20 protein-coding genes are annotated in these 21443 nt (G+C 60.8%); 16 read left to right on the forward strand and 4 right to left on the reverse strand.

Going from position 1 to position 21443, the window contains the following annotated elements; genetic code table 11:
• Positions 1 to 64: 64 nt before the first annotated feature.
• Positions 65 to 268, reverse strand: a complete 204-nt coding sequence (locus G113_RS10165; protein WP_005900488.1) for a hypothetical protein — start codon at positions 266 to 268, stop codon at positions 65 to 67.
• A gap of 149 nt (positions 269 to 417) precedes the next feature.
• Here G113_RS10165 and G113_RS10170 point away from each other — a divergent pair, with 149 nt between their 5' ends.
• The 10 genes from G113_RS10170 to hemB all read left to right on the forward strand — a co-directional run bounded on the left by G113_RS10170 (position 418) and on the right by hemB (position 8692).
• The gene (locus G113_RS10170) at positions 418 to 1683 is read left to right on the forward strand and encodes a cytosine deaminase (RefSeq protein ID WP_005900491.1); all 1266 of its coding nucleotides are present in this window, start codon (positions 418 to 420) and stop codon (positions 1681 to 1683) included.
• Between the two features lie 87 nt (positions 1684 to 1770).
• Positions 1771 to 2148: a fluoride efflux transporter CrcB gene (gene crcB / locus G113_RS10175; RefSeq protein ID WP_005900493.1), complete on the forward strand. Its 378-nt coding sequence runs from the start codon at positions 1771 to 1773 to the stop codon at positions 2146 to 2148.
• 65 nt (positions 2149 to 2213) lie between these two features.
• Positions 2214 to 2966: a bifunctional demethylmenaquinone methyltransferase/2-methoxy-6-polyprenyl-1,4-benzoquinol methylase UbiE gene (gene ubiE, locus G113_RS10180; RefSeq protein WP_005900495.1), complete on the forward strand. Its 753-nt coding sequence runs from the start codon at positions 2214 to 2216 to the stop codon at positions 2964 to 2966.
• 9 nt (positions 2967 to 2975) lie between these two features.
• Entirely contained in the window at positions 2976 to 3584 is a 609-nt protein-coding gene (locus tag G113_RS10185) for a ubiquinone biosynthesis accessory factor UbiJ (RefSeq protein WP_040319110.1), read from the forward strand.
• Positions 3584 to 5221: a ubiquinone biosynthesis regulatory protein kinase UbiB gene (gene ubiB / locus G113_RS10190; protein WP_005900499.1), complete on the forward strand. Its 1638-nt coding sequence runs from the start codon at positions 3584 to 3586 to the stop codon at positions 5219 to 5221. The genes G113_RS10185 and ubiB overlap by 1 nt, the downstream gene beginning before the upstream one ends.
• A gap of 42 nt (positions 5222 to 5263) precedes the next feature.
• The gene (gene tatA / locus G113_RS10195; protein ID WP_005900501.1) at positions 5264 to 5509 is read left to right on the forward strand and encodes a Sec-independent protein translocase subunit TatA; all 246 of its coding nucleotides are present in this window, start codon (positions 5264 to 5266) and stop codon (positions 5507 to 5509) included.
• A gap of 3 nt (positions 5510 to 5512) precedes the next feature.
• Positions 5513 to 5983, forward strand: coding sequence for a Sec-independent protein translocase protein TatB (gene tatB, locus G113_RS10200; protein ID WP_005900504.1), 471 nt, complete (start codon positions 5513 to 5515; stop codon positions 5981 to 5983).
• Entirely contained in the window at positions 5980 to 6732 is a 753-nt protein-coding gene (gene tatC, locus G113_RS10205) for a twin-arginine translocase subunit TatC (RefSeq protein ID WP_005900506.1), read from the forward strand. The genes tatB and tatC overlap by 4 nt, the downstream gene beginning before the upstream one ends.
• Positions 6733 to 6883: 151 nt before the next feature.
• Positions 6884 to 7669 carry a TatD family hydrolase gene (locus G113_RS10210; RefSeq protein ID WP_005900508.1) on the forward strand — a complete coding sequence of 262 codons (786 nt, stop codon included), beginning with the start codon at positions 6884 to 6886 and terminating at the stop codon, positions 7667 to 7669.
• A gap of 3 nt (positions 7670 to 7672) precedes the next feature.
• Positions 7673 to 8692, forward strand: a complete 1020-nt coding sequence (gene hemB, locus G113_RS10215; protein WP_005900509.1) for a porphobilinogen synthase — start codon at positions 7673 to 7675, stop codon at positions 8690 to 8692.
• 137 nt (positions 8693 to 8829) lie between these two features.
• Here the strand turns inward: hemB and norR are convergent, their stop codons facing one another.
• Positions 8830 to 10359, reverse strand: a complete 1530-nt coding sequence (gene norR, locus G113_RS10220) for a nitric oxide reductase transcriptional regulator NorR (protein ID WP_005900511.1) — start codon at positions 10357 to 10359, stop codon at positions 8830 to 8832.
• A 171-nt stretch (positions 10360 to 10530) separates the two neighbouring features.
• Between norR and norV the strand changes: the two genes are divergently transcribed.
• From norV to G113_RS10250, 6 genes are all read left to right on the forward strand, one after another.
• Positions 10531 to 12063 (forward strand): anaerobic nitric oxide reductase flavorubredoxin, encoded by a 1533-nt coding sequence (gene norV, locus G113_RS10225; protein ID WP_005900514.1) that lies wholly within the window; start codon positions 10531 to 10533, stop codon positions 12061 to 12063.
• A complete protein-coding gene (norW, locus tag G113_RS10230) occupies positions 12060 to 13226 on the forward strand; it encodes an NADH:flavorubredoxin reductase NorW (protein WP_005900516.1) in 1167 nt (388 codons plus the stop codon). Before norV ends, norW begins: the two co-directional genes overlap by 4 nt.
• Positions 13227 to 13277: 51 nt before the next feature.
• A complete protein-coding gene (locus G113_RS10235; RefSeq protein ID WP_005900518.1) occupies positions 13278 to 13619 on the forward strand; it encodes a DUF1971 domain-containing protein in 342 nt (113 codons plus the stop codon).
• A gap of 122 nt (positions 13620 to 13741) precedes the next feature.
• Positions 13742 to 14959, forward strand: coding sequence for a 4Fe-4S binding protein (locus G113_RS10240; RefSeq protein WP_005900520.1), 1218 nt, complete (start codon positions 13742 to 13744; stop codon positions 14957 to 14959).
• 291 nt (positions 14960 to 15250) lie between these two features.
• Entirely contained in the window at positions 15251 to 16462 is a 1212-nt protein-coding gene (locus G113_RS10245; RefSeq protein ID WP_005900523.1) for an aromatic amino acid transporter, read from the forward strand.
• Between the two features lie 321 nt (positions 16463 to 16783).
• The gene (locus G113_RS10250; protein WP_005900525.1) at positions 16784 to 19183 is read left to right on the forward strand and encodes a beta-N-acetylhexosaminidase; all 2400 of its coding nucleotides are present in this window, start codon (positions 16784 to 16786) and stop codon (positions 19181 to 19183) included.
• Positions 19184 to 19289: 106 nt separating this feature from the next.
• On the opposite strand, the gene G113_RS10255 is transcribed toward G113_RS10250, so the two are convergent.
• Both G113_RS10255 and G113_RS10260 read right to left on the reverse strand, forming a co-directional pair.
• Positions 19290 to 19766 (reverse strand): DM13 domain-containing protein, encoded by a 477-nt coding sequence (locus G113_RS10255; RefSeq protein WP_005900527.1) that lies wholly within the window; start codon positions 19764 to 19766, stop codon positions 19290 to 19292.
• A 438-nt stretch (positions 19767 to 20204) separates the two neighbouring features.
• The gene (locus tag G113_RS10260) at positions 20205 to 21155 is read right to left on the reverse strand and encodes a transposase (protein WP_005900529.1); all 951 of its coding nucleotides are present in this window, start codon (positions 21153 to 21155) and stop codon (positions 20205 to 20207) included.
• Between the last annotated feature and the right edge of the window lie 288 nt (positions 21156 to 21443).

Genomic DNA, 21443 nt, shown 5'->3' on the forward strand with positions numbered 1-21443 from the left:
TAAGTTGAAAGGCCTTCCCGAACGGGAAGGCCTTTTTGCATTGCCAATTTTGATGACCGAGCCATCAATTCAATGAAATCGCCCTGGCATCCAGATAAAGCCTGACCTCACCAGAGGAGGTTTTGGTGACCATGGCGGTCAACTTGTCTTCCTGTCGGTACTCCCAGTGGCTCTCTATGGTATCGAGAGGCGGCTTGCGGATCCCAATACCCTGTAAATACTCGTTAAACAGGCCAATGCTGCCTATCTCTATCATCTTCTCTTTCATCTTGCGCCGTCCGCTCCCTGATGATGTTCATATCATCCATGTTAACAGTTCTCGTATGAGCCATATCTAATCGCTTCTCTCATTTGTTGATCCAAGCTAACTTGTTGTGAAATAAAGCGGATGGCATTCAGAGAATAGGGAGAGGCATGATGTTGATCACCAATGTGAAGCTGGTTGGGCGACAGGGACTGTGGCAGATCCATTGCCAGAATGGACTCATAGAGAGTATGGCCCCCATGCATAGCGCCAGGGTGGATGAAGAATCTCTGGATGGCGAAGGGGGGTTGGCCATAGCCCCTTTTATCGAACCGCACATCCATCTCGATACCACTCAGACGGCGGGTGAGCCGAGCTGGAACCAGTCCGGTACTCTATTCGAGGGCATAGAGCGCTGGGCCGAACGCAAGGCGTTGCTCAGCCATGAGGATGTCAAAACCCGGGCCATGCAAACGCTCAAATGGCAGATAGCGAACGGCATCCAGTTTGTGCGCAGCCATGTGGACGTGTCAGACCCTGAGCTGATCGCCTTGAAGGCCATGTTGGAGCTGCGTGAAGAGATGAAACCCTGGGTAGAGTTGCAGCTTGTGGCCTTTCCCCAGGAGGGGATCCTCTCCTACCCCAACGGCAAGGCGTTGATGGAGGAGGCGATGGCGCTTGGTGCCGACGTAGTCGGCGCCATCCCCCATTTCGAGTTTACCCGGGAGTACGGCATAGAGAGTCTGCATTATGCATTCGACCTGGCGGAGCGATATAACGCCCTGATCGATGTACATTGCGACGAGATCGACGACGAACAGTCACGCTTCATTGAAACATTGGCGACACTGGCTCTGGAGCGCGGTTGGGGAGAACGTGTCACCGCCAGCCATACCACCGCCATGCACTCCTATAACGGTGCTTACACTTCCCGGCTATTTCGCCTGCTGCGTATGGCTGACATCAACTTCGTCGCCAACCCCCTGGTCAACATCCACCTGCAAGGACGCTTCGACACTTACCCCAAGCGGCGCGGTGTCACTCGAGTCAAAGAGATGCTGGAGGCGAATATCAACGTCTGTTTCGGTCACGATGATGTGTTCGATCCCTGGTATCCCATGGGCACGGCCAACATGTTGCAGGTGTTGCATATGGGACTACATGTCTGCCAGATCATGGGCTATGAGCAGATCAATGACGGCTTGAAGCTGATCAGCAGCCACAGCGCCCGCACCCTGAGGGTAGAGGATCGCTACGGGCTAGACGTCGGCAAGCCTGCCAACCTGCTGATCCTGCCCGCCGAGAACGGCTTCGATGCGGTGCGTCGTCAGGTACCGGTGCGTTACTCCATCCGTCATGGCAAGCTGATCGCCGAAACGATGCCAGCCAAGAGTCATATTCATCTGATGCAGCGCGAACTCATCGATTTTCGCCGCTGAGTTGAGGAAACATTAGGCCGACCATGATCCTGTCAACCGCAGGGGATATTTTGCATAATGTCAGCTGAAACTCTTGGAGATGTTGTCATGCAAACTTGGTTATTTGTGGCCTGTGGTGGTGCCATCGGCGCCTGTCTGCGGTTTGGTATGACAGAGCTGCTTGCCCTGCTGCTGGGTCGTAGCTTTCCCTATGGCACCCTGACGGTCAATGTGATCGGTTCCTTCATCATGGGCATTGCCTTTGCCCTCATCAGCAATGGCCACTCCCTGGAACACCCCATGAAACCACTGCTGATGGTCGGCATACTGGGTGCCTTGACTACCTTCTCCTCTTTCGCACTGGATACAGTGGTGCTGGCCCAGCATGGCGCCTGGCTCAAGGCTGCCCTCAACATGGGGCTCAACCTCTTTCTCTGTCTGGCCATGGTGGTGCTGGGGATGCAGTTGGTTGGGAGCCGGGTTTAAGGTGTCCGGACGCTGGCTGCTCTGGTAAACTGGCGACCATTGTTTGTTCTATGGGTGTTTGAGGGATGTCGGAACCGACTACAACTACGCATTTTGGCTTTAAAACCGTCGAGGCCAACGAGAAAGAAACGCTCGTGGCCGGGGTCTTCCATTCGGTGGCAGCCAAGTATGATGTGATGAACGATCTGATGTCGTTCGGCATTCACCGCCTGTGGAAGCGATTCACTATTGATTGCTCCGGCGTGCGGCGTGGCCAGAAGGTACTGGATCTGGCCGGTGGCACAGGTGATCTGACGGCCAAGTTCTCCCGCATCGTCGGCGAGACGGGTCAGGTAGTGCTGGCGGATATCAACGACTCCATGCTCAAGGTCGGCCGCGACAAGCTGCGCAATCTGGGGGTCGCCAACAATGTCTCCTTCGTGCAAGCCAATGCCGAGGCACTGCCCTTCCCGGACAACCATTTCGATGTCATCACCATTGGCTTCGGGTTGCGCAATGTCACCGACAAGCAGAAGGCGCTGGCCTCCATGTTCCGGGTACTCAAACCGGGCGGTCGCCTGCTGGTGCTGGAGTTCTCCAAACCCCAGAGCGAAGTGATCGCCAAGCTCTATGATCTCTACTCCTTCAAACTGCTGCCGAAAATGGGCGAGTTGGTTGCGAATGACGGCGAAAGCTACAAGTATCTGGCGGAATCCATCCGCATGCACCCGGATCAGGAGACCCTCAAGGCGATGATGCTGGAGGCGGGCTTCGATCAGGTGGATTACTACAACCTCACCCAGGGTGTTGTCGCCCTGCACCGTGGTTACAAGTTCTAAGGGCCGAGTATGCCAATGGATGCCATGGTCACGGCCGTGATCGAAACCAGCCTCAACCAGCTGCTGCGCCTCGATGCTCAGAGCCCGGAGAAGTTGCGCAAACTGAATGGCAAAGTGCTCAAGCTGGATCTGCGCGAGCTCAAGCCACTCTGGTTTGTCTTCTCGGCGAGCCGTCTCGATGTGCTGGCCCAGCATGAGGGGGAGGCCGATGCGGTGCTGAGCCTCTCTCTGAGTGCCCTGGGTCTGCTCAAGGATCCTTCGGCCCTGACCCGCTATATCCGCGAAGAGAAGCTGGATTTGCATGGGGATCCCCAGCTGGTGCAGGCCTTCAGTACTCTGCTTGGCGAACTCGATATCGATTGGGAAGAGCAACTCTCTCGCTATACCGGCGATGTGTTGGCTCACAGCCTGTTTCGCGGAGTCCATCGGGCGCGCAAGGCGATAGGTACCGAGTTGTGCCGCAGTCAACGCCAGCTGGCAGAATATCTCACCGAAGAGGTTCGCCTCGCCCCGGGCCCGCTGGAAGTCGCCAGTTTTTCCGATGACGTCGATGTCCTGGCCCAGCGCCTCAAGGCCACCGAATTGCGTCTCGCCCGCCTCGAGCAACGGATCCCCTGATGACCCCCAAGGAGTTCAAACGTCTCTATCGCATCGTCGCCATCCTGCTTGAACAGGGGATAGACGAGCTGGTGCCCGCCAAGTATCAACCCTGGCCGGGCAGATTGGCGCGCCGCAGCCTGTTCTGGCTCAAAAATCGCCAGCAGGGCAAGAGCCGCGGCATGCGCATCCGCCTCGCCTTCGAGGCGCTCGGCCCCATCTTCATCAAGTTCGGTCAGATGCTGTCGACCCGGCGCGATCTATTGCCGCCGGACATCGCCGAGGAGCTGGCTCTGCTGCAAGACAGGGTCCCGCCCTTCTGCGGTCAGCTGGCTCGCAGTCAGATAGAACAGAGTCTGGGAGTGTCGATCGAGGCGCTGTTCGATGACTTCGACGAGACGCCGCTGGCCTCAGCCTCCATCGCCCAAGTGCACACGGCGCGCCTCAAGGAGAGTGGTCGGGAGATTGTCATCAAGGTGATCCGCCCCGACATAGAGCAGACCATAGAGGCTGATCTGCGGTTGATGACGGCCCTGGCACGACTGGTGTCCCGCTTTGCCCCGTCCAGTGCCAGGTTGCGGCCGGTCGAAGTGGTTGCCGAGTATCGCAAAACCATACTCGACGAGCTCAATCTGATGCGCGAGGCTGCCAACGCCATCCAACTGCGCCGCAACTTCCTCGGCTCGGATGCCCTCTATGTGCCCGAGGTTTACGCTGAGCACTGCCGCGAGCAGGTGCTGGTGATGGAGCGTATCTACGGCATCCCCGTCTCGGACATCGCGGCCCTGGAAGCCAACGGCACCAATATGAAGCTGCTGGCCGAGCGTGGTGTCGAAGTCTTCTTCACCCAAGTGTTTCGTGACAGCTTCTTCCATGCCGACATGCACCCCGGCAACATCTTTGTGGCCCGTGAGCACCCGGAAAATCCGCTCTGGATCGGCATAGATTGCGGCATAGTCGGTACCCTGAACAAGGAAGACAAACGCTATCTGGCCGAGAATTTCCTCGCCTTCTTCAACCGGGACTACCGTAAGGTGGCCGAGTTGCATGTGGAGTCCGGCTGGGTACCTGCCGACACCAAGATCGACGAGTTCGAGTTTGCCATCCGTACCGTGCTGGAACCTATCTTCGAGAAGCCCCTGTCCGAGATCTCGTTCGGCCATGTGCTGCTCAATCTGTTCAACACCGCCCGGCGCTTCAACATGCAGGTGCAGCCCCAACTGGTGTTGCTGCAAAAAACCCTGCTCTATATCGAAGGCCTGGGACGTCAGCTCTATCCCCAGCTCGACTTGTGGCAGACCGCCAAGCCTTTCCTGGAAAACTGGATGCGCGAGCAGGTTGGCCCCAAGGCCGTCTGGAACGCGATCCGTGACAAGGCGCCCTTCTGGGCCGAGAAGCTGCCCGAGCTGCCCGAGCTGGTTTACGAGACCCTGCGGCAGGCTCGCAGCCAACAACGCCAGTTTGATCATCTGTTTGTCGAATTTCGCAGTCATAGTCGTCGTCAGGGTCAGGCCCGTTATCTGCTTGGCACGGGCGCGAGCCTGCTGTTGGCCGGCATTTTCCTGATTACCGAACAACATATTGAATGGGGTCAAGTATCGCTGGCCGCCAGTGGCGTATGCTGGCTGCTCGGTTGGCTCAAGGCCCGTTCACACTAATTACAATGCGCGCCTGACGGCGCCAATTTCGGAGAGAAAATCATGGGTGGAATCAGTATTTGGCAATTATTGATCATCGCGGCCATCGTCGTGTTGCTGTTTGGCACCAAGAAGTTGCGTGGCATTGGCGGTGATCTGGGTGCTGCGGTCAAAGGCTTCAAGAAAGCCATTTCCGACGAACCCGATGCCAAACCGGTGCAAAAGGATGCGGACTTCGATCCCAAGCAGCTGAATGAATCGGCCAAGCAGGACGAGAGCGCGAAGCAGAAAGACAAAGATCAGGCCTAAGCCATGTTCGACATCGGTTTTTGGGAACTGATCGTGGTCGGCATCGTCGGCCTGCTGGTGCTGGGCCCTGAGCGGCTACCGGTTGCCATCCGTACCGTCAGCGGCTGGATCCGGGCGGTGCGCAGCACGGCCAATGCGGTCAAGTCCGAGTTGGCACAGGAGCTCAAGCTGCAAGAGCTGCATAACGATCTCAAGAAGGCCGAGCAACTGCAGATGCGCAATCTAAGCCCGGAACTGCAAGAGTCCATCGACAAGCTGAAGGAAGCGGCCAATTCGGTCACACATCCCTACGCCAAGGCGCCGTCCCTGGATGTGTCTGGCCATGAGCCTGACGCGGCCCCCGAGCCGGAAAACCGTATCTTGCCGGATGCCAGGTCACAGCCAGTCAAAGAGCAGGCCGCCGAGCCGAACGAGCCCGTGGCCGAATCGACCAAGGCCGCTTCGCCGGATCTCAACGGGGGGGCCAAGCCATGAGCCAGACCGAACAGCCGCTGATCGCCCATCTGGTGGAGCTGAGGACCCGCTTGCTCCATGCCCTGGGCGCCATACTGCTGGTGTTTGTCTGCCTGGTCTATTTTTCGAACGATATCTACAAGTTCGTCTCTGAGCCTCTGATAAGCCAGCTGCCTGCCGGTACCAGCATGATAGCGACCGATGTGGCGACCCCTTTCCTGACGCCCATCAAGCTGACCATAGTGGTCGCCTTCTTCATCACCATCCCCTATCTGCTCTATCAGGCCTGGGCCTTTATCGCCCCGGGGCTGTACAAGCATGAGCGGCGGCTCATCATGCCCCTGGTCTGTTCCAGCGCCCTGCTGTTCTACTCGGGGATGGCGTTCGCCTACTACGTGGTGTTCCCGCTGGTGTTTGGCTTTTTCACCAGCACGGCCCCGGCCGGGGTGACCATTGCCACCGATATCGCCAACTACCTGGACTTCGTGCTGACCCTGTTCTTCGCGTTCGGGGTAGCGTTCGAGATCCCGGTGGCGACCATATTGCTCTGCTGGACGGGCGTCACTACCCCGCAGAGCCTCAAGTCCAAGCGCCCCTATGTGGTGGTGACCGTCTTCGTCATCGGCATGCTGCTGACGCCGCCGGATGTCTTCTCCCAGACTCTGCTCGCGATCCCCATGTGGATGCTGTTCGAGGTCGGTGTCTTCTTCGCGCGTTTCTACACTCGCAAGGAGCCGCTGGCTGACGAGGAAACCGAACAGGGGGGCTGAGGCCCCTCTTTTTTTGGCGTGCTGCCTGCCGGATTGCAGGGCGAGCGCCGCGCCGTCCAGCCAATCCCGAGGGGCTGACTCTTTTCATGGCCGGACGCGGGGAGTATGGTAGTGGCCCTTGATGGCTTTCATCTGCATTTTTGAAGACTCCATGATAGATATAGGCATTAACCTCACCAGCCCCCAGTTTGCGGGGGAGCAAGACGAGTTGGTCGAGCGCGCCCGCGCCGCCGGACTCAGTGCCCTGATCCTGACCGGTACCGACTTGGCGGGCAGCCAGGAGAGCGCTGCCCTGGCCAGCCGCTGGCCCGACTACTGTTTCTCGACCGCAGGGGTGCATCCCCATGATGCCAAGTCGGTGGACGAGCAGACCCTGGCTGCCCTGCGTGAGCTGGCGACCTTGCCTCAGGTGGTTGCCATCGGCGAGTGCGGCCTGGACTACAACCGCGACTTCTCGCCGCGTCCTGTGCAGGATGCCGTGTTCGACGCCCAGCTTGCCCTGGCCGCCGAGCTGAACATGCCGGTGTTCCTGCACTGCCGCGATGCCCACGCCCGTTTCATCGAGATCCTGGCTCCCTGGCTCCCTGAGTTGCCAGGGGCCGTGCTGCATTGTTTCACCGGTACCGATGAGGAGCTCGATGAGTGCCTGGCCCTGGGATTGCACATAGGCGTCACCGGCTGGATCTGCGACGAGCGACGGGGTCTCTTGCTGCGCGAGCAGGTGGCTCGCATTCCGGCGGGCCGCCTGATGATAGAGACGGATGCTCCCTATCTGGTGCCCCGGGATCTCAAGCCGCGCCCCAAACGCAACGAACCCGCTTTTTTGCCGCATATCGCCCAAGTGGTGGCGGCTTGCCGCGCTGAGGCGCCCGAGGTCCTGCTGGCCCATACCCGGGCCACTTCAGCCGCGTTTTTCCAACTTCCAATCCAGGAGTGACTCATGGCCACAACTCTTCCAGGCGCCTTCCCGGGCCGCCGTCTGCGCCGGGCGCGCAAGCAGGATTTCAGCCGCCGTCTGATGCGCGAGAATCGTCTCACGGCCGATGACCTCATCTATCCGGTGTTCGTGCTGGAAGGTGAAGGTCAGCGGGAAGCCGTGGCCTCGATGCCGGGAGTGGATCGCCTCTCCATCGATCTGCTGCTGATCGAGGCCGCCGAGCTGGTCGCCCTGGGGGTGCCCGCAATCGCCTTGTTCCCGGTGACGCCGCTTGGCAAGAAGAGTTTGCTGGCCGAAGAAGCCTACAACCCGGATGCGCTGGCCCAGCGCGCCACCCGCGCCCTCAAGGCGGCTTTCCCCGAGCTTGGGGTCATCACGGACGTGGCACTGGATCCCTTCACCACCCATGGTCAGGATGGCATCATAGATGGCGACGGTTATGTGATGAACGACATTACCACCGAGATCCTGGTCAAGCAGGCGCTCTCCCATGCGCAGGCGGGGGCCGACATGGTGGCACCGTCCGACATGATGGATGGCCGCATCGGTGCCATTCGTGCGGCACTGGAGGAGCACGGCTTCGTTCACACCCAGATCATGGCGTACTCAGCCAAGTACGCCTCCAGCTACTACGGCCCCTTCCGCGATGCGGTTGGCTCGGCCACCAATCTCGGCAAGAGCAACAAGGCCACCTACCAGATGGATCCGGCCAACGGTGACGAGGCCCTGCATGAGGTCGCCCTTGATATCCAGGAGGGGGCCGACAGCGTCATGGTCAAACCCGGCATGCCTTATCTGGACGTGATCCGCCGGGTCAAGGATCAGTTTGGCGTGCCGACCTACGCCTATCAGGTGAGTGGCGAGTACGCCATGCACATGGCCGCCATCCAGAACGGCTGGCTCAAGGAGCGCGAGACCGTCATGGAGTCCCTGCTCTGCTTCAAGCGCGCCGGTGCCGACGGCATACTCACCTACTTCGCCAAACGGGTTGCCCAATGGCTGAAGGAAGATGCCCAGCGCTGATGGGATCGCGCATACAACAACGGCTCCCGAGGGAGCCGTTGTTGTATCTGCATCTTGCGACTCGCTGCGCCGGGTTGGCCAGCGAGCATGTCCTTATCCCACACTTCCCCGGCGGCGAGGGGGGTTATGGGCAACCCTCAGGGCTTGAGGCCGAGCCGTCTGGCGAGCCGGTGCAGGTTGCCGCCGTCCATCTCCAGCGCTCGGGCGGTGGCGGCCCAGTTGCCGTGCTGGGCTGCCAGGGTCTGCTCGATCAGCCGAAGCTGGAAGGCATCGGTGGCTGTGCGCAGTCCAATGCCAGCCGTTATCTGCTGCGGCGCCTGTTCCACAGGAATGCGGCTGGATGAGGGGGCGCTGCCGGTGGCAAGGTTGAAGTGGTGGCAATCCAGTGCCGGGGCCTGACTGCCCTGCTCGGCCCGCGCCAGCACGGCGGCTCTGTGGATGGCGTGCTCCAGCTCCCGCACGTTGCCCGGCCAGTCATAGCTGCCGAGCAGTTGCAGCGCCCTGGGCTCGATGCGCAGCCGCTCCAGCCCCAGGCTGACCCGGCAGCGTTCGCAAAAATAACCGGCCAGCAGGGGGATGTCGTCCGGCCGCTCCCGCAGGGCGGGGGCGTGGATCGGGAAGACGCTCAGGCGGTGGTAGAGATCGCTTCGAAATTGCCCCTCGACCACCGCCTGTTTCAGCTCCCGGTTGGTGGCGGCCAGGATACGCACGTTCACCTTGAGGGGGGTGTCGTCACCGATGCGCTGCAGATCGCCGTATTGCAGCACCCGCAGCAGCTTGGCCTGCAGCGACAGGGAGAGCTCGCCGATCTCGTCCAGGAACAGGGTACCCTTGTCGGCCAGCTCGAACTTGCCCGCCCGGTTGTGAATGGCGCCGGTGAAAGCCCCCTTCACGTGGCCGAACAGCTCGCTCTCCGCCACCGATTCCGGCAGGGCGGCGCAGTTGAGATAGACAAGGGGCGCGCTGGCACGGGGTGAGCCCTGATGCACCGCCTTGGCGATCAGCTCCTTGCCGACCCCCGTTTCCCCCAGGATCAGCACGTTCAGCTCGGAGCTCGCCACCACGGCTATCTCGTGGCGCAATCGGTCCATGGCCGGGGAGCGGCCAATCATCTCGGGCTGGCCCGGCCCATTCTGGCTGGAGGGGGCGAGGGGTTCGCTGCTCTGGCGGGCGAGCCGTTCCAGCAACAGGGCGTTGCTGAGGGCGGCGGCAGCCAGGGCGCCCACCAGTCGCAGCTCCTCGTCGCTGATGCCGTCGAACTGGGTCGGGTTCATGCCATCTATGGTCAGGGCGCCGATGAGCGTCTGATCCGAAAACAGTGGCAGGCCGACGCAGGCGTGCACTCTGAAGTCGTCGTGATCCGGGATCAGGCCGTCATAGGGGTCGGGCAGGTTGCTGTCGGCGGGGAAGCGCACCACGTCACCGGCACGGGCGATGGCCTCCATGCGCGGATGGTCCGCCAGCGCGAAGCGGCGGCCCAGCACGTCCTGCATCAGGCCGTCGATGGCCAGCGGTATGAACTGGCCCCCCTCGTAGCGCAACAGGGCCGAGGCGTCCGAGTGCAGCAGGCTGCGCACGCTCTGGATCAGGCGGTGGAACCTGTCCTGATGAGAGATGCCGAGTTGCAGGTCGAGGGCGATGCGCACCAGGCTGTCGGTTGAAATCACGAGAATTGTCCAAATGACAGTGTCTTTGTGTTTTTGACTATGAAGAGTAAGTGTCTAAATGACAATGCCTGAAATCTGTTTTCTATAAAAACAATGAGTTATGAGTTGGCACGTCAACTGCAATAGTCCGTTCAGTCGCACATTCGCTATTGCATTCTGAGGAACAACTTGATGACTATTCACGTCAAAAACAACATTCACTGGGTCGGCCAACGGGACTGGGAGGTGCGCGATTTTCACGGCACCGAGTACAAGACCCACAAGGGCACCAGCTATAACAGCTATCTCATCCGCGAAGGCAAGAATGTGCTGATCGATACGGTCGATCACAAGTTCAGCCGCGAGTTTGTGCAGAATCTGGCGGCCGAGATCGATCTCGCCTCCATCGACGTTATCGTGATCAACCACGCCGAGGAGGATCATGCCGGTGCCCTGACCGAGCTGATGGCCCGCATCCCGGGCACCCCCATCTACTGCACCCACAACGCCATCGACTCCATCACGGGCCACCATCATCATCCAGAGTGGAACTTCCACCCGGTGAAAACCGGCGACAGCCTGGATATCGGCAATGGCAAGCAGCTGGTGTTTATCGAGACTCCCATGCTGCATTGGCCTGACAGCATGATGACCTATATGACGGAGGATGCGGTGCTCTTCTCCAACGACGCCTTCGGCCAGCACTACTGCGACGAGCACCTGTTCAACGATGAGGTGGATCAGGTTGAGCTGATGGAGCAGTGCCAGCGCTACTACGCCAACATACTCACCCCCTTCAGCCCGCTGGTGACCGCCAAGATCAAGGAGGTGCTGGGCTTCAACCTGCCGGTGAGCATGGTGGCAACCTCCCACGGCATCGTCTGGCGCGACGATCCCACCCAGATCATCCTGAAATATCTGGAGTGGGCCGACCACTACCAGGAGGATCGCATCACCCTGTTCTACGACTCCATGTCCAACAACACCCGCATGATGGCCGACGCCATCGCCCAGGGCATCCACGAGGTGGACCCGGGCGTGGCGGTGAAGATCTACAACGTGGCGCGCCACGACAAGAACGAGATCCTGACCCAGGTGTTCCGCTCCAAGGGGGTGCTGGTGGGCTCCTCCACCATGAACAATGTCATGATGCCCAAGGTGGCGGGCATGCTCGAAGAGATCACCGGCCTGCGTTTTCGCAACAAGCGTGCCTCGGCCTTCGGCAGCTACGGCTGGACCGGCGGCGCCGTTGACCGGATCCAGACCCGGCTGATGGACGCGGGTTTCGACATCAGCCTCTCCCTCAAGGCCAAGTGGCGCCCCGACGGATCGGCGCTGGCCCTGTGCCGCGAGCACGGTCGCCAGCTCGCCCGCCAGTGGGCGCTGCACCCGCTCGAGGCGCCCCGTCCGATCATCACAACTAGCGCCGCAGCGGCTCCGGTAGTTGAGGCAGGAGTTGTGGTTGAGATGAGTGTCCCAGCTTCTGTTGGTGCGATGGAGCTCCCGGTATCTCGCGGCGTGGCCCCGACCACCTGCGAGCAGGGCGATGACCAGCCCATGCTCTGCACCGTCTGCCAGTGGATCTATGCCCCGGCCCTCGGTGAGCCGGATCAGCTGGTGGCACCGGGCACTCCCTGGGCCCGGGTGCCGGACAGCTTCCTCTGCCCCGGCTGCGGCATCGGCAAGGAGGTGTTCGAACCCTGCGCCGTGGAGGCCTGTGTATGAATGCAGCAACCTTGAGTGATGGCGGTGTCAGCCGGGAGATAGTGGTGATCGGCAGCGGCTTCGCCGCCCAGCAGCTGGTCAAGAGCCTGCGCAAGCTGGATGGGGAGCAGCCCATCCGCCTCATCACGGCCGACAGCGGCGACGAGTACAACAAGCCGGACTTGAGCCACGTGGTGAGTCGGGGCTGCGCCGCCGCGGCCATGACCCGGCTGAGCGGCAGCGACTTTGCCGAGCAGCAGCGCATCGCGTTGGTGCCCCATTGCCCCGTGCTTGGCATCGATCCCGCTCGTCGTATTGTGATGACCGGGCAGGGGGAGTTTGCCTATGGTCAGCTGGTGCTGGCCACCGGCGCCAGTGCGGCCCACCCCGAGATTCCGGGCAGCGAACAGCTGGTGACCCTCAACAGTCAGCAGGAGTACGCCGCCGCCGAGGGGCTGATCCAGCAGGCTAGGCGCATCATGATATTGGGGGCCGGGCTGATTGGCTGCGAGCTGGCGATGGACATGGCGAGTGCGGGCAAAGAGGTCACTTTGCTGGATCTGGCGGGCAGCCCGCTCAGCGCCCTGCTGCCCGCCGCCCTGACCCAGCCGCTGCAACAGGCGCTGCGCAGCCAAGGGGTCAGCCTGCAATTCGGGACGGGTCTCGCCAGGATGGACGCCCAGCCCGGCGACGGCTGGCGGGTGACCCTGACTGACGGGCGCGTCAGCTCGCAGGATCTGGTGATCGCCGCCATCGGCCTGAAGCCGAATCTGGCCCTGGCCCGGGGGGCCGGGCTGGAGGTGGAGAGCGGCATCCTGGTCGACGATAGCTTGCAGACCAGCGACCCCCATATCTTCGCGCTGGGGGATTGCGTGCAGTGGCGGGGTCAGCTGCTCCCCTTTCTGCAACCCATAGTGCTGGGGGCCAATGCCCTGGCCAAAACCCTGCTGGGCATTCCCACCCCGCTGACCTTGCCGCCCATGTTGGTGAAGGTGAAGACGCCGCGCTATCCGCTGCAACTGGCGGGCCGCACCCAGGGCGAGGATCTCGCCTGGCAGTGCCGCTGGAACAGCCATGGCCTGGTGGCCGAGGCGCGCGCTGAGGATGGCGAGCTGTGCGGCTTTGTGGTGGGGGGCGATCAGATGAGTGCCGCCTTCCCGCTGCTGCGCCAGCTGCCCCGTTGATTCATCGATAACGCCAGGCCGGGTTGACCCGGCTACTTGGGGAGAATTGATATGTCCATGCAACTTATTCCGTCTCACTGGGTGGTGCGTCGTTCCACCCCCTTCTTCACCCGCCAGAATGTGCCCCAGGCCCTGCTCAGCCACCACAACACCGCGGCCGGGGTGTTCGGCCAGCTTTGCGTGATGGCGGGCACCGTCACCTATCACGGCTTTGCCGACGAACAGGCCGAACAGCCGGAGCTGAGCCTGGTGATCCGGGCCGGGGAGTTTGCCACCAGCCCGCCCCAGTACTGGCACAGGGTCGAGCTGTCGGAGGATGCCCGCTTCAACATCCACTTCTGGGCCGAGCAGGGTTCGTCGGATCAGCCGCTGTTCAACAGCCGCAAGGCATAAGGTTCAACCCTAGCCAGGGGCATTGGGCGCGAATGGCCCCTCTGCCCATGCAGATCAAAATAGTCAACTCAGATGTTAGTTATCCTGCCCCCTTATCCGAATGAGTGCTATGAGGGAGATGCATGAGCCTGATTGAAGCCATGACCATGGTGGCTGGTCTGGTCTATCTGGCCCTGTTGGGGTGGCAGGCGCGCACCGGTTGGCAGTGGCGTCTTGCCCTCGGCCTGCTGGGCCTGATCTGGCTGGTGGTGGCGGACAGCCTGCTCTGGTTCGCGCTGGGACTGGTGATCGTCCCCCTCGCCCTGTGGCACAGATACCGACCGCTGCCGGCCCTCGGCGGAGCCAACAGTCAGTCGCTGCGGGCCCAGGCCCGCCACCTGCTGCTGCTCTGCTGGGGGTTGGTGACTGTGCAGTACGGCATCCATATATGGCAGCTGGGGCAGGGGGAGACACCCTGGCTGGTACGCCCGGATGTGGTGGACGGCTTCCTGCCCATCGCCGGTGGGCTTGGGCTGCGGGCTTGGCTCGGACAGGGGCTGGTGGATCCGCACCATCCGGCTGCCACCATCACTGTGCTGGTGCTCTGCCTGTCGGCCCTGCTGCTGGGGCGGGCCTTCTGCGCCTGGTTCTGCCCGATCGGGCTGGTGGGTGAGTGGCTGCATCGTCTGCGTAGTCGATTGATGGCGGGGGAGTGGACGCCGCCGCGCTGGCTCGATGCCGTGCTGCGAGCCCAGAAGTTTCTGGTGCTCGGCTTTTTGCTCTTCATTATCCTGCTGGCGGTGCCCGCTGCCGCCCTGCCCGGCTACCTCGCCAGTCCCTATCATCAGGCGGCGGACATGAAGATGGGGGCCTTCTTCTTCAGCCTGACCCTGATCTCCGGCCTCTGCCTGGGTTGGGTGTTGCTGCTCACAACCCTCTTTCAGCAGGGCTTCTGCCGCTATCTCTGCCCCTACGGCGCCTGGCTCTCTTTACTCGGCCTGCTGACACCGCTGCGCATTCGCCGTGACCCGGCGCGCTGCCTGCGCAGTGCTGGCCATGACTGCGACAAGTGCAGCCGGGCCTGCCCGTCCCGCATCCAGGTGCACCAGCTGATCGCGGTGCAGAGCCTCGAGTGCAGCAGCTGCCTGAGCTGTGTCGCCGCCTGCCCCAAGCGGGCCGATGCGCTGCACCTTGGCAGCAAGGCGCGCAGGCTTGAGCCCCACTGGCTGCTGGGTCTGCTCTGCCTGCTGTTGTTGATATTGCCGCTGCTCTCCTACGGCCTGCTGGGGATCTGGGTCAGCCAGACACCGCTGGCGGATCGCCATGAGTTGCTGCAAATGCTGCCACAACTGGTCCATTGAGCGTCGATGGACCAGTCGCAGCTAACCGCCCTGTGCGGAGAGCCTGGTTGCTGGAGGATGCACCCGCATTTGATACCTGAGGGGTAGCAGGGTAAAGTCCCTTCCCCGACATGATGGCCCTGCTGCCATGTCGGGCCGGTAGCTAGCCCTGGTCGCGCCTTGCTTCGCTTTCGAAGCAGCAAGCGCCGGGCGCCGGCAGCATAGATGAGCGCGATCTACCATGACAACCGGCGTAGCAAATGCAACGGTCCGCGGTCGCGATCAGATCAACAATCGTCTTTGGAGAAGTAAATGGGACAGAAACCATCTTTGGTGGGCGGGGCATGTATCATTGCCGGCGTCTGTGTGGGGGCCGGCATGCTGGGGCTGCCAAGTGCCGGGGCGGGCGCCTGGACCATCTGGTCCATCCTGGCCATTGCCCTGACTATGATGGTGATGACCATCTCCGGTTGGCTGCTGCTCGAATCCTACCAGGGCTATCCGCTGCGCGTGTCGTTCGATACCGTGACCCGGGAGCTGCTGGGGGACAAGGTCAATGCCTTGAACAACCTCACCGTCTATTTCGTCGGCGGCATACTGCTCTACGCCTACATCACCTCGGCGGGGCTCATCATAGACGGCATGACCGGCATTGGCAGCCAGTGGGCCTCCATACTGTTCACCCTCTGCTTCTCGCTGCTGGTATGGCATTCAACCCGGGCGGTGGATCGCATCTCTGTGGTGCTGGTGATATCCATGGGGCTGAGCTTCGTGTTCGGCATCTCTGGGCTGTCGCTCAACATCAAGCCGACAATGCTGTTCGATACCCTGAGCCAGCACGCCAGTTACGCGCCTTATGCGCTGGCCATGCTGCCGGTGGCGTTGACCTCGTTCGGTTATCACCATTCGGTCTCCTCCATGCGCGCCTACTACGGTGAGGAGCGCCGTGCCCGTTACGCCATCCTGGGCGGTACCACCATTGCCCTGCTGTTTTACATCGTCTGGCTGGTGAGCGTGTTCGGCAACCTGCCGCGCAGCGAGTTCGGTCCCGTGGTGGCGCAAGGCGGCAACGTCGATGTGCTGCTCAAGGCGTTGGCCTCGGTCATCGAGTCGGAGGCGGTGGCCAACGCCCTCAACCTCTTCTCCATGGCGGCCATTCTCTCCTCCTTCATCGGGGTGGGTCTGGGGGTGTTCGACTATCTGGCGGATCTGTTCAAGTTCGACAACAGTCGCCAGGGGCGCGCCAAGTCATGGGCTGCCACCTTCCTGCCGCCGCTGCTGCTCTCCCTGCTGTTCCCGTTCGGCTTCCTGATGGCCATCGGCTACGCCGGCGCCGTGGCAACGTTCTGGACTTGCATCATACCTGCGCTGCTGGCCTGGAAAGTGCGCAAGAGTGGCAAGGGTGGCGGTTTCCGGGTGCCGGGCGGCCTGGCGGTGATAGCGGGTGTGTTGCTGTTCGGAGTGCTGACCGCCGTCTTCCACATGCTCAATATGGCGGGTCTGCTGCCGGTCTACACAGGCTGACCCTCAGCTGTGGGAATGAGAGAAACGGCGCCTTAAGGCGCCGTTTCTTATGGCAAAGGGGTTACGCATTGTGATCAGCTCCACAAAGTGGCTCATTGCAGCGGCTGCTTGGTTGGGGGGATAGAGTGCGCCCGTCGTCACATCAAAGGGCGGCAAGCGCCATGTGGGCGTTAAGTTGATCACGAAAGATGCTCTTTTGACACCCCATTTCCGGCTGGCAGTGGAAAAAGGGTGGCCCCCGACTGGGGGGCTATTGCTTCACTCTGTGCCATACGGGTCGTTTTTTGACCCGCTTGCCCCACTCTACCGGATGGAGTCACCATGAAACTAACCCTGCTGGCATTGGCCCTTGGCTGCCTGTCATTACCCGCCCTGGCTGCTGCCCCCAATACGGATCTGCCCCTGATGCCCTACCCGCAACAGGTGGCACTGGGGACGGGTCAACTCAAGGTCGATCGCAGCCTGACCATCCGCTTGACTCAAGCCCGTTCGCCCATGCTGGCTCAGGCCGTGACCCGCTTGCAGCAACGTATCGAGCGGCAGAGTGGCCTCTTTCTGCAGCCGGGGGATGAGTCTGGTGCCGTACTGGAGATAGCGGTACGCCAGGGGGAGCCCTCCTTCCCGCAGCAGGTACGCGAAGATGAGAGCTATCAGCTGGCGGTCACCGAGCAGGGGGCGCATCTTGAGGCCAATACCGTCTATGGTGCTCTACGTGGCATGGAGACCTTTTTGCAATTGCTGCAAAACGGGGCGAGTGGTCCCCACCTGCCAGCCGTCACCATCACGGATGCGCCGCGTTTTCCCTGGCGTGGCGTGTTAATCGATTCTGCGCGCCATTTCATGCCATTGGCGGCGCTCAAACGCCAGCTCGACGGCATGGCATCGGCCAAGCTGAATGTGTTTCATTGGCACCTTACCGATGATCAGGGCTGGCGCTTCGAATCCAAGCGATTCCCCCGTCTGCAAGAGCAGAGTTCACATGGCCAATTCTACAGTCAGGCCGAGATGCGGGAACTGGTCGATTATGCAGTCCGGCGCGGCATACGGGTCGTGCCAGAGCTCGATTTTCCAGGACATGCCTCGGCCTTGGCCGTTGCCTATCCCGAACTCATCACTGAGCAGAAGAGTTACCTGGCCGAGCCACGCTGGGGGGTCCATCAGCCGTTGCTCGATCCCAGCAAACCCGAGGTATACGACTTCATCGATCAGCTGGTGGCCGAGGTTGCTGCCATTTTCCCCGATCCTTATTTGCACATAGGGGGTGATGAGGTCGATCCAACCCAGTGGCAGCAGAGCACCGCGGTGGCGGCTTATATGAAAGCCAATCAGCTGAGCGACGTGCAGGCACTGCACGCCCACTTCAACCGCAAGCTGGAGGCCATACTGGCCAGGCATGGCCGCAAGATGATTGGTTGGGATGAGACGCTGCACGAAGACTTGCCCAAGAGCGTGGCCATCCACTCCTGGCAGGGTCAGGATGCGCTTGGCGAGGCGGCTCAACGTGGCCATCCGGCGCTACTTTCCACCGGTTACTACATCGATCAGCCTCAGCCCACGGCTTATCACTATCGCAACGACCCCGTGCCGGCGCCGCTGGTGATAGGTGACACCTTGCAGCCTGGTGAACAGTGGCAGAGCTGGGCGTTCGAGGCGCCACGCAAACGCGGCAGCCCTATCAGCGGCACCTTTACCTTGATCACCGACCCCCAGGGCCAGCCGCGCGGCTTCATCGACTTCAAGGGTAAGTCTCGCCGCCCGGTGCAGGATATTCGTGAGGGGCAGGGAGTCACCCGCTTCTGGCTCGATAGCTGGATGGGCAAGACGCAGCCGATAGTCACCCTCAAGGCAGGCAAGCTGAGTGGCTTCCTGCAGGTATCCAATGCGCGCTATGCCATGACGGGTCACCAGATAGGCGGCAGCGAGATGGCTGGCAGCCAGTTGGTATCCAATCGCCATCCGGTAACGCTGCAGGGAGAAAGTGCCGATCGGGTGCTGGGGGGGGAGGTGACGCTGTGGAGCGAGATAGTCAAGGAGCAGACCCTGGACCTGCGGCTCTGGCCGCGCAGCTATGCCATCGCCGAGCGGCTCTGGTCAGCGCAACAGCTTGATGATGAGCAGAGCATGTATCGCCGTCTGCAATATATGGATCGCTGGGGCACCGTCTCGGTCGGTTTGCAGCATCAATGGAGTGCCATGCAAGGCATGTTGCGACTGGCAAATCAGAATGACATCAGCGCCTTGCAGCACTTCGCCGGGGCGGTCGAACAGGCCCAGTACTACCACCGCCACCATGAGAAATCGGCCAACGAGGGCTACGACAAATATGATCCCCTCAACCGTCTGGCCGATGCCCTGCCCCCCGAGAGCCTGGCCATCCGTCAGCTCGATCTCTGGGTGGATGGCTTCCTGGCCGACCCTGCTGCCGGGGTGCACCGTCAGTCTATTGAGGGCCTGTTGCAGCAATGGCGAGACAGCGTCCCCGCCATGAGGCAGCTCTGTGCAGAGAATGCCGATCTCAAGGCCGTAGCCCCTTTGGTAGAACGGGTGGATGCCATCTCACGCCTTGGTTTGCGGCTGCTGGCATTGCATGGCAGCAAGCACTCCTTGCCGCCAGCTGAGCTGGCCCAGGCGCGGGATCTGCTGGAGCAGGCCAAGCAGATCCAGGATGAGCTGGTGGTATCGAGTGCCTATCCGATAGAGAAACTGCTCGATGCCATCTAGTCAGGTGTGATGGGTCAGATGTTTGACCCCATGACATGGACGTTCAACCCGGGCCCGACGACAGGGCCCGGTTACTTATCGAGCCCTGACTTGGGCGGTAATGCAACTAGCGATAACGAGCGGCGCTGATGAACTGGCCGAAGGTTTCACACCAGACGATCACGCTGCGGTAGTGGGCCGGATCGACGGTAGCAGGGATCGGTACTATGAAGTTGTCGAAGGTCTTAACCGGCCCCACGTGCACCATCTGTGGCTTCAGGCGGGCAAAGTCCGCCTCGGTTTCGACAAATTCCGGCGACAGATAGAGTTGGTAATCGGGCCCCGGCGCCAGCTGGCCCATCAGACTGACTGCGGCGGGCCCAATGCTCACCTTGCCTTCGCCCCAGTGCAGTCGGTCGCTGTCTTTCAGATCCCGGCGAAAGGTGCCGTGAAAGATTGCCTGTTGCTGACTGGCCACCACCTGTGCACTGCTCGGTGCGGCAGGCGCTATCAGAATGGGCAGGACATAGATGCCGGCGACAAATCCCGCTCCCCCAACCAGCAGATGAGTGGCCAGCAGCAGGGCCAAGGTCTTGCGTTGCATAACGCCTCGGTCGGTGATGAATAGAGGCGTATACCCTACCAGCGACGGCGGCTGATGCCCATCCCCGATGCGGAGACAATGCGGAGAGGGCGTTATTGGGATGCGTTCTTGGGACACCCACCTGATGGGAAATGACGGATAACCTGAAAGACCCATATGTACGTAGGCTGATTTAGGGAAGCCGTGGGAGTAATAGTTGTGAGCCTGATCGGACATCAGTGTCCGTTCTTGGGACTACCCACCCGGACGTTCTTGGGACACCCACCTGATGGGAAAGGACGGATAACCTGAAAGACCCATACGTACGTAGGCTGATTTAGGGAAGCCGTGGGAGTAAGAGTTGTGAGCCTGATTGGACATCAGTGTCTGCTATTTGGTAATCAGTGTCTGTACAGCGTCATCGATGGTTTGCTGGTGAACTCGCGATGTTTTCAGATATCAAAGGCTTGGTTGGTAACATCGTGTCTGGCCACAGTGGGCGGCGTAGCGCTGGCAGCAAAGCTTGTCGCCAATCGCCCGAATACCGAGGCGCCGAAACAGGGTGACTTGCCCCAACCACTGCCCCTCTTCTATGCCCAGGCGCTGGAGTACAGGTGCGAGATGGTGCGGGATATGGCCATGCTTATCCAGACGAATCGCTCGTCCTGTCCTATCCACCAGAACCAGATAATCGGAAAAACGGTAGGGGAGTTCTCCGGGCTTTCCTTCCCTTGCAAAAGGCAACAGCAAGGGGGCTGATGTGGCTGAATCAGCTTTCTGTTCAATTCGTTGCTGGATGCTAGTGAAGTCGCTCTCCTCCGGTGTGGTGGCGATGCCCGCCCGTATGGGGTTGAGGTCAACATAGGTCATGCAGGCCAGCAGCGCCGACTCGGTGAGCAGGGCCTGGCTTTTGAAGCGTCCCTCCCAGAAGTGGCCCTTGCAGCCATCTTCCTGATTGGCCTGGCGGGCCAGCGACTCGTTCAGCAAGCGCACCAGCCAGCTGATGGAATAGAGGCGCTCCCGCCACTGGGCTATCAGTTGGTGCACAAGGTCCAGCTCGGGTGCTATTAGTTCTTCTCCCTGATGCCAGCGCCGCACCAGCAAGGGCCACTGAAACAGACGGGACCAGCGTTCAGCCACCTCCCGTTCACTCCATTTATGGGCAATGTTGACCTGTACCTTGAGTACCAGATGATAGTGATTGCTCATCACGGCATAGGCGCAGATGCCGATGGCAAAGACCTGCGACAGTTGGCCCAGCTTGTCGGCAACCCACTGGCGTCTGTGTTCGTAGCTTTGGCCGGAATGATCATCCTGGCCGCAGAGAAAGGCGCGCCGGACGCAGCGGCTGACCACGTGGTAGTAAGGTGTATCGGCGAGGCTGATCTGGCGTGAACGGGCGATGGTCATGGCGGCTCTCCCCTTGGGTCTCTCGGTTTAAGGAAAGTGGAGAGGGAGTGAGTTGTCAAAGCAGGGATTAGGTGGGTGTCCCAGCTTGTCTTCTTTGGTCTCTCTGTTTAAGAAAAGTGGAATGGGAGTGCGTTGTCAAAGCTGGGGCTAGGTGGGTGTCCCAGCTTTTCCAGCTTTTCCTCCATTGTGTTAATGTGTTTTTATTAAATCTGTTCAGGGATATGAGTAGCAATTATGGATATTGTAGATTTTATAAGAAAATTTATTTTTGAGTTATCAGAGCAATTA

This window comes from Aeromonas molluscorum 848, from assembly GCF_000388115.1.
Classification (GTDB): Bacteria; Pseudomonadota; Gammaproteobacteria; order Enterobacterales; family Aeromonadaceae; genus Aeromonas; species Aeromonas molluscorum.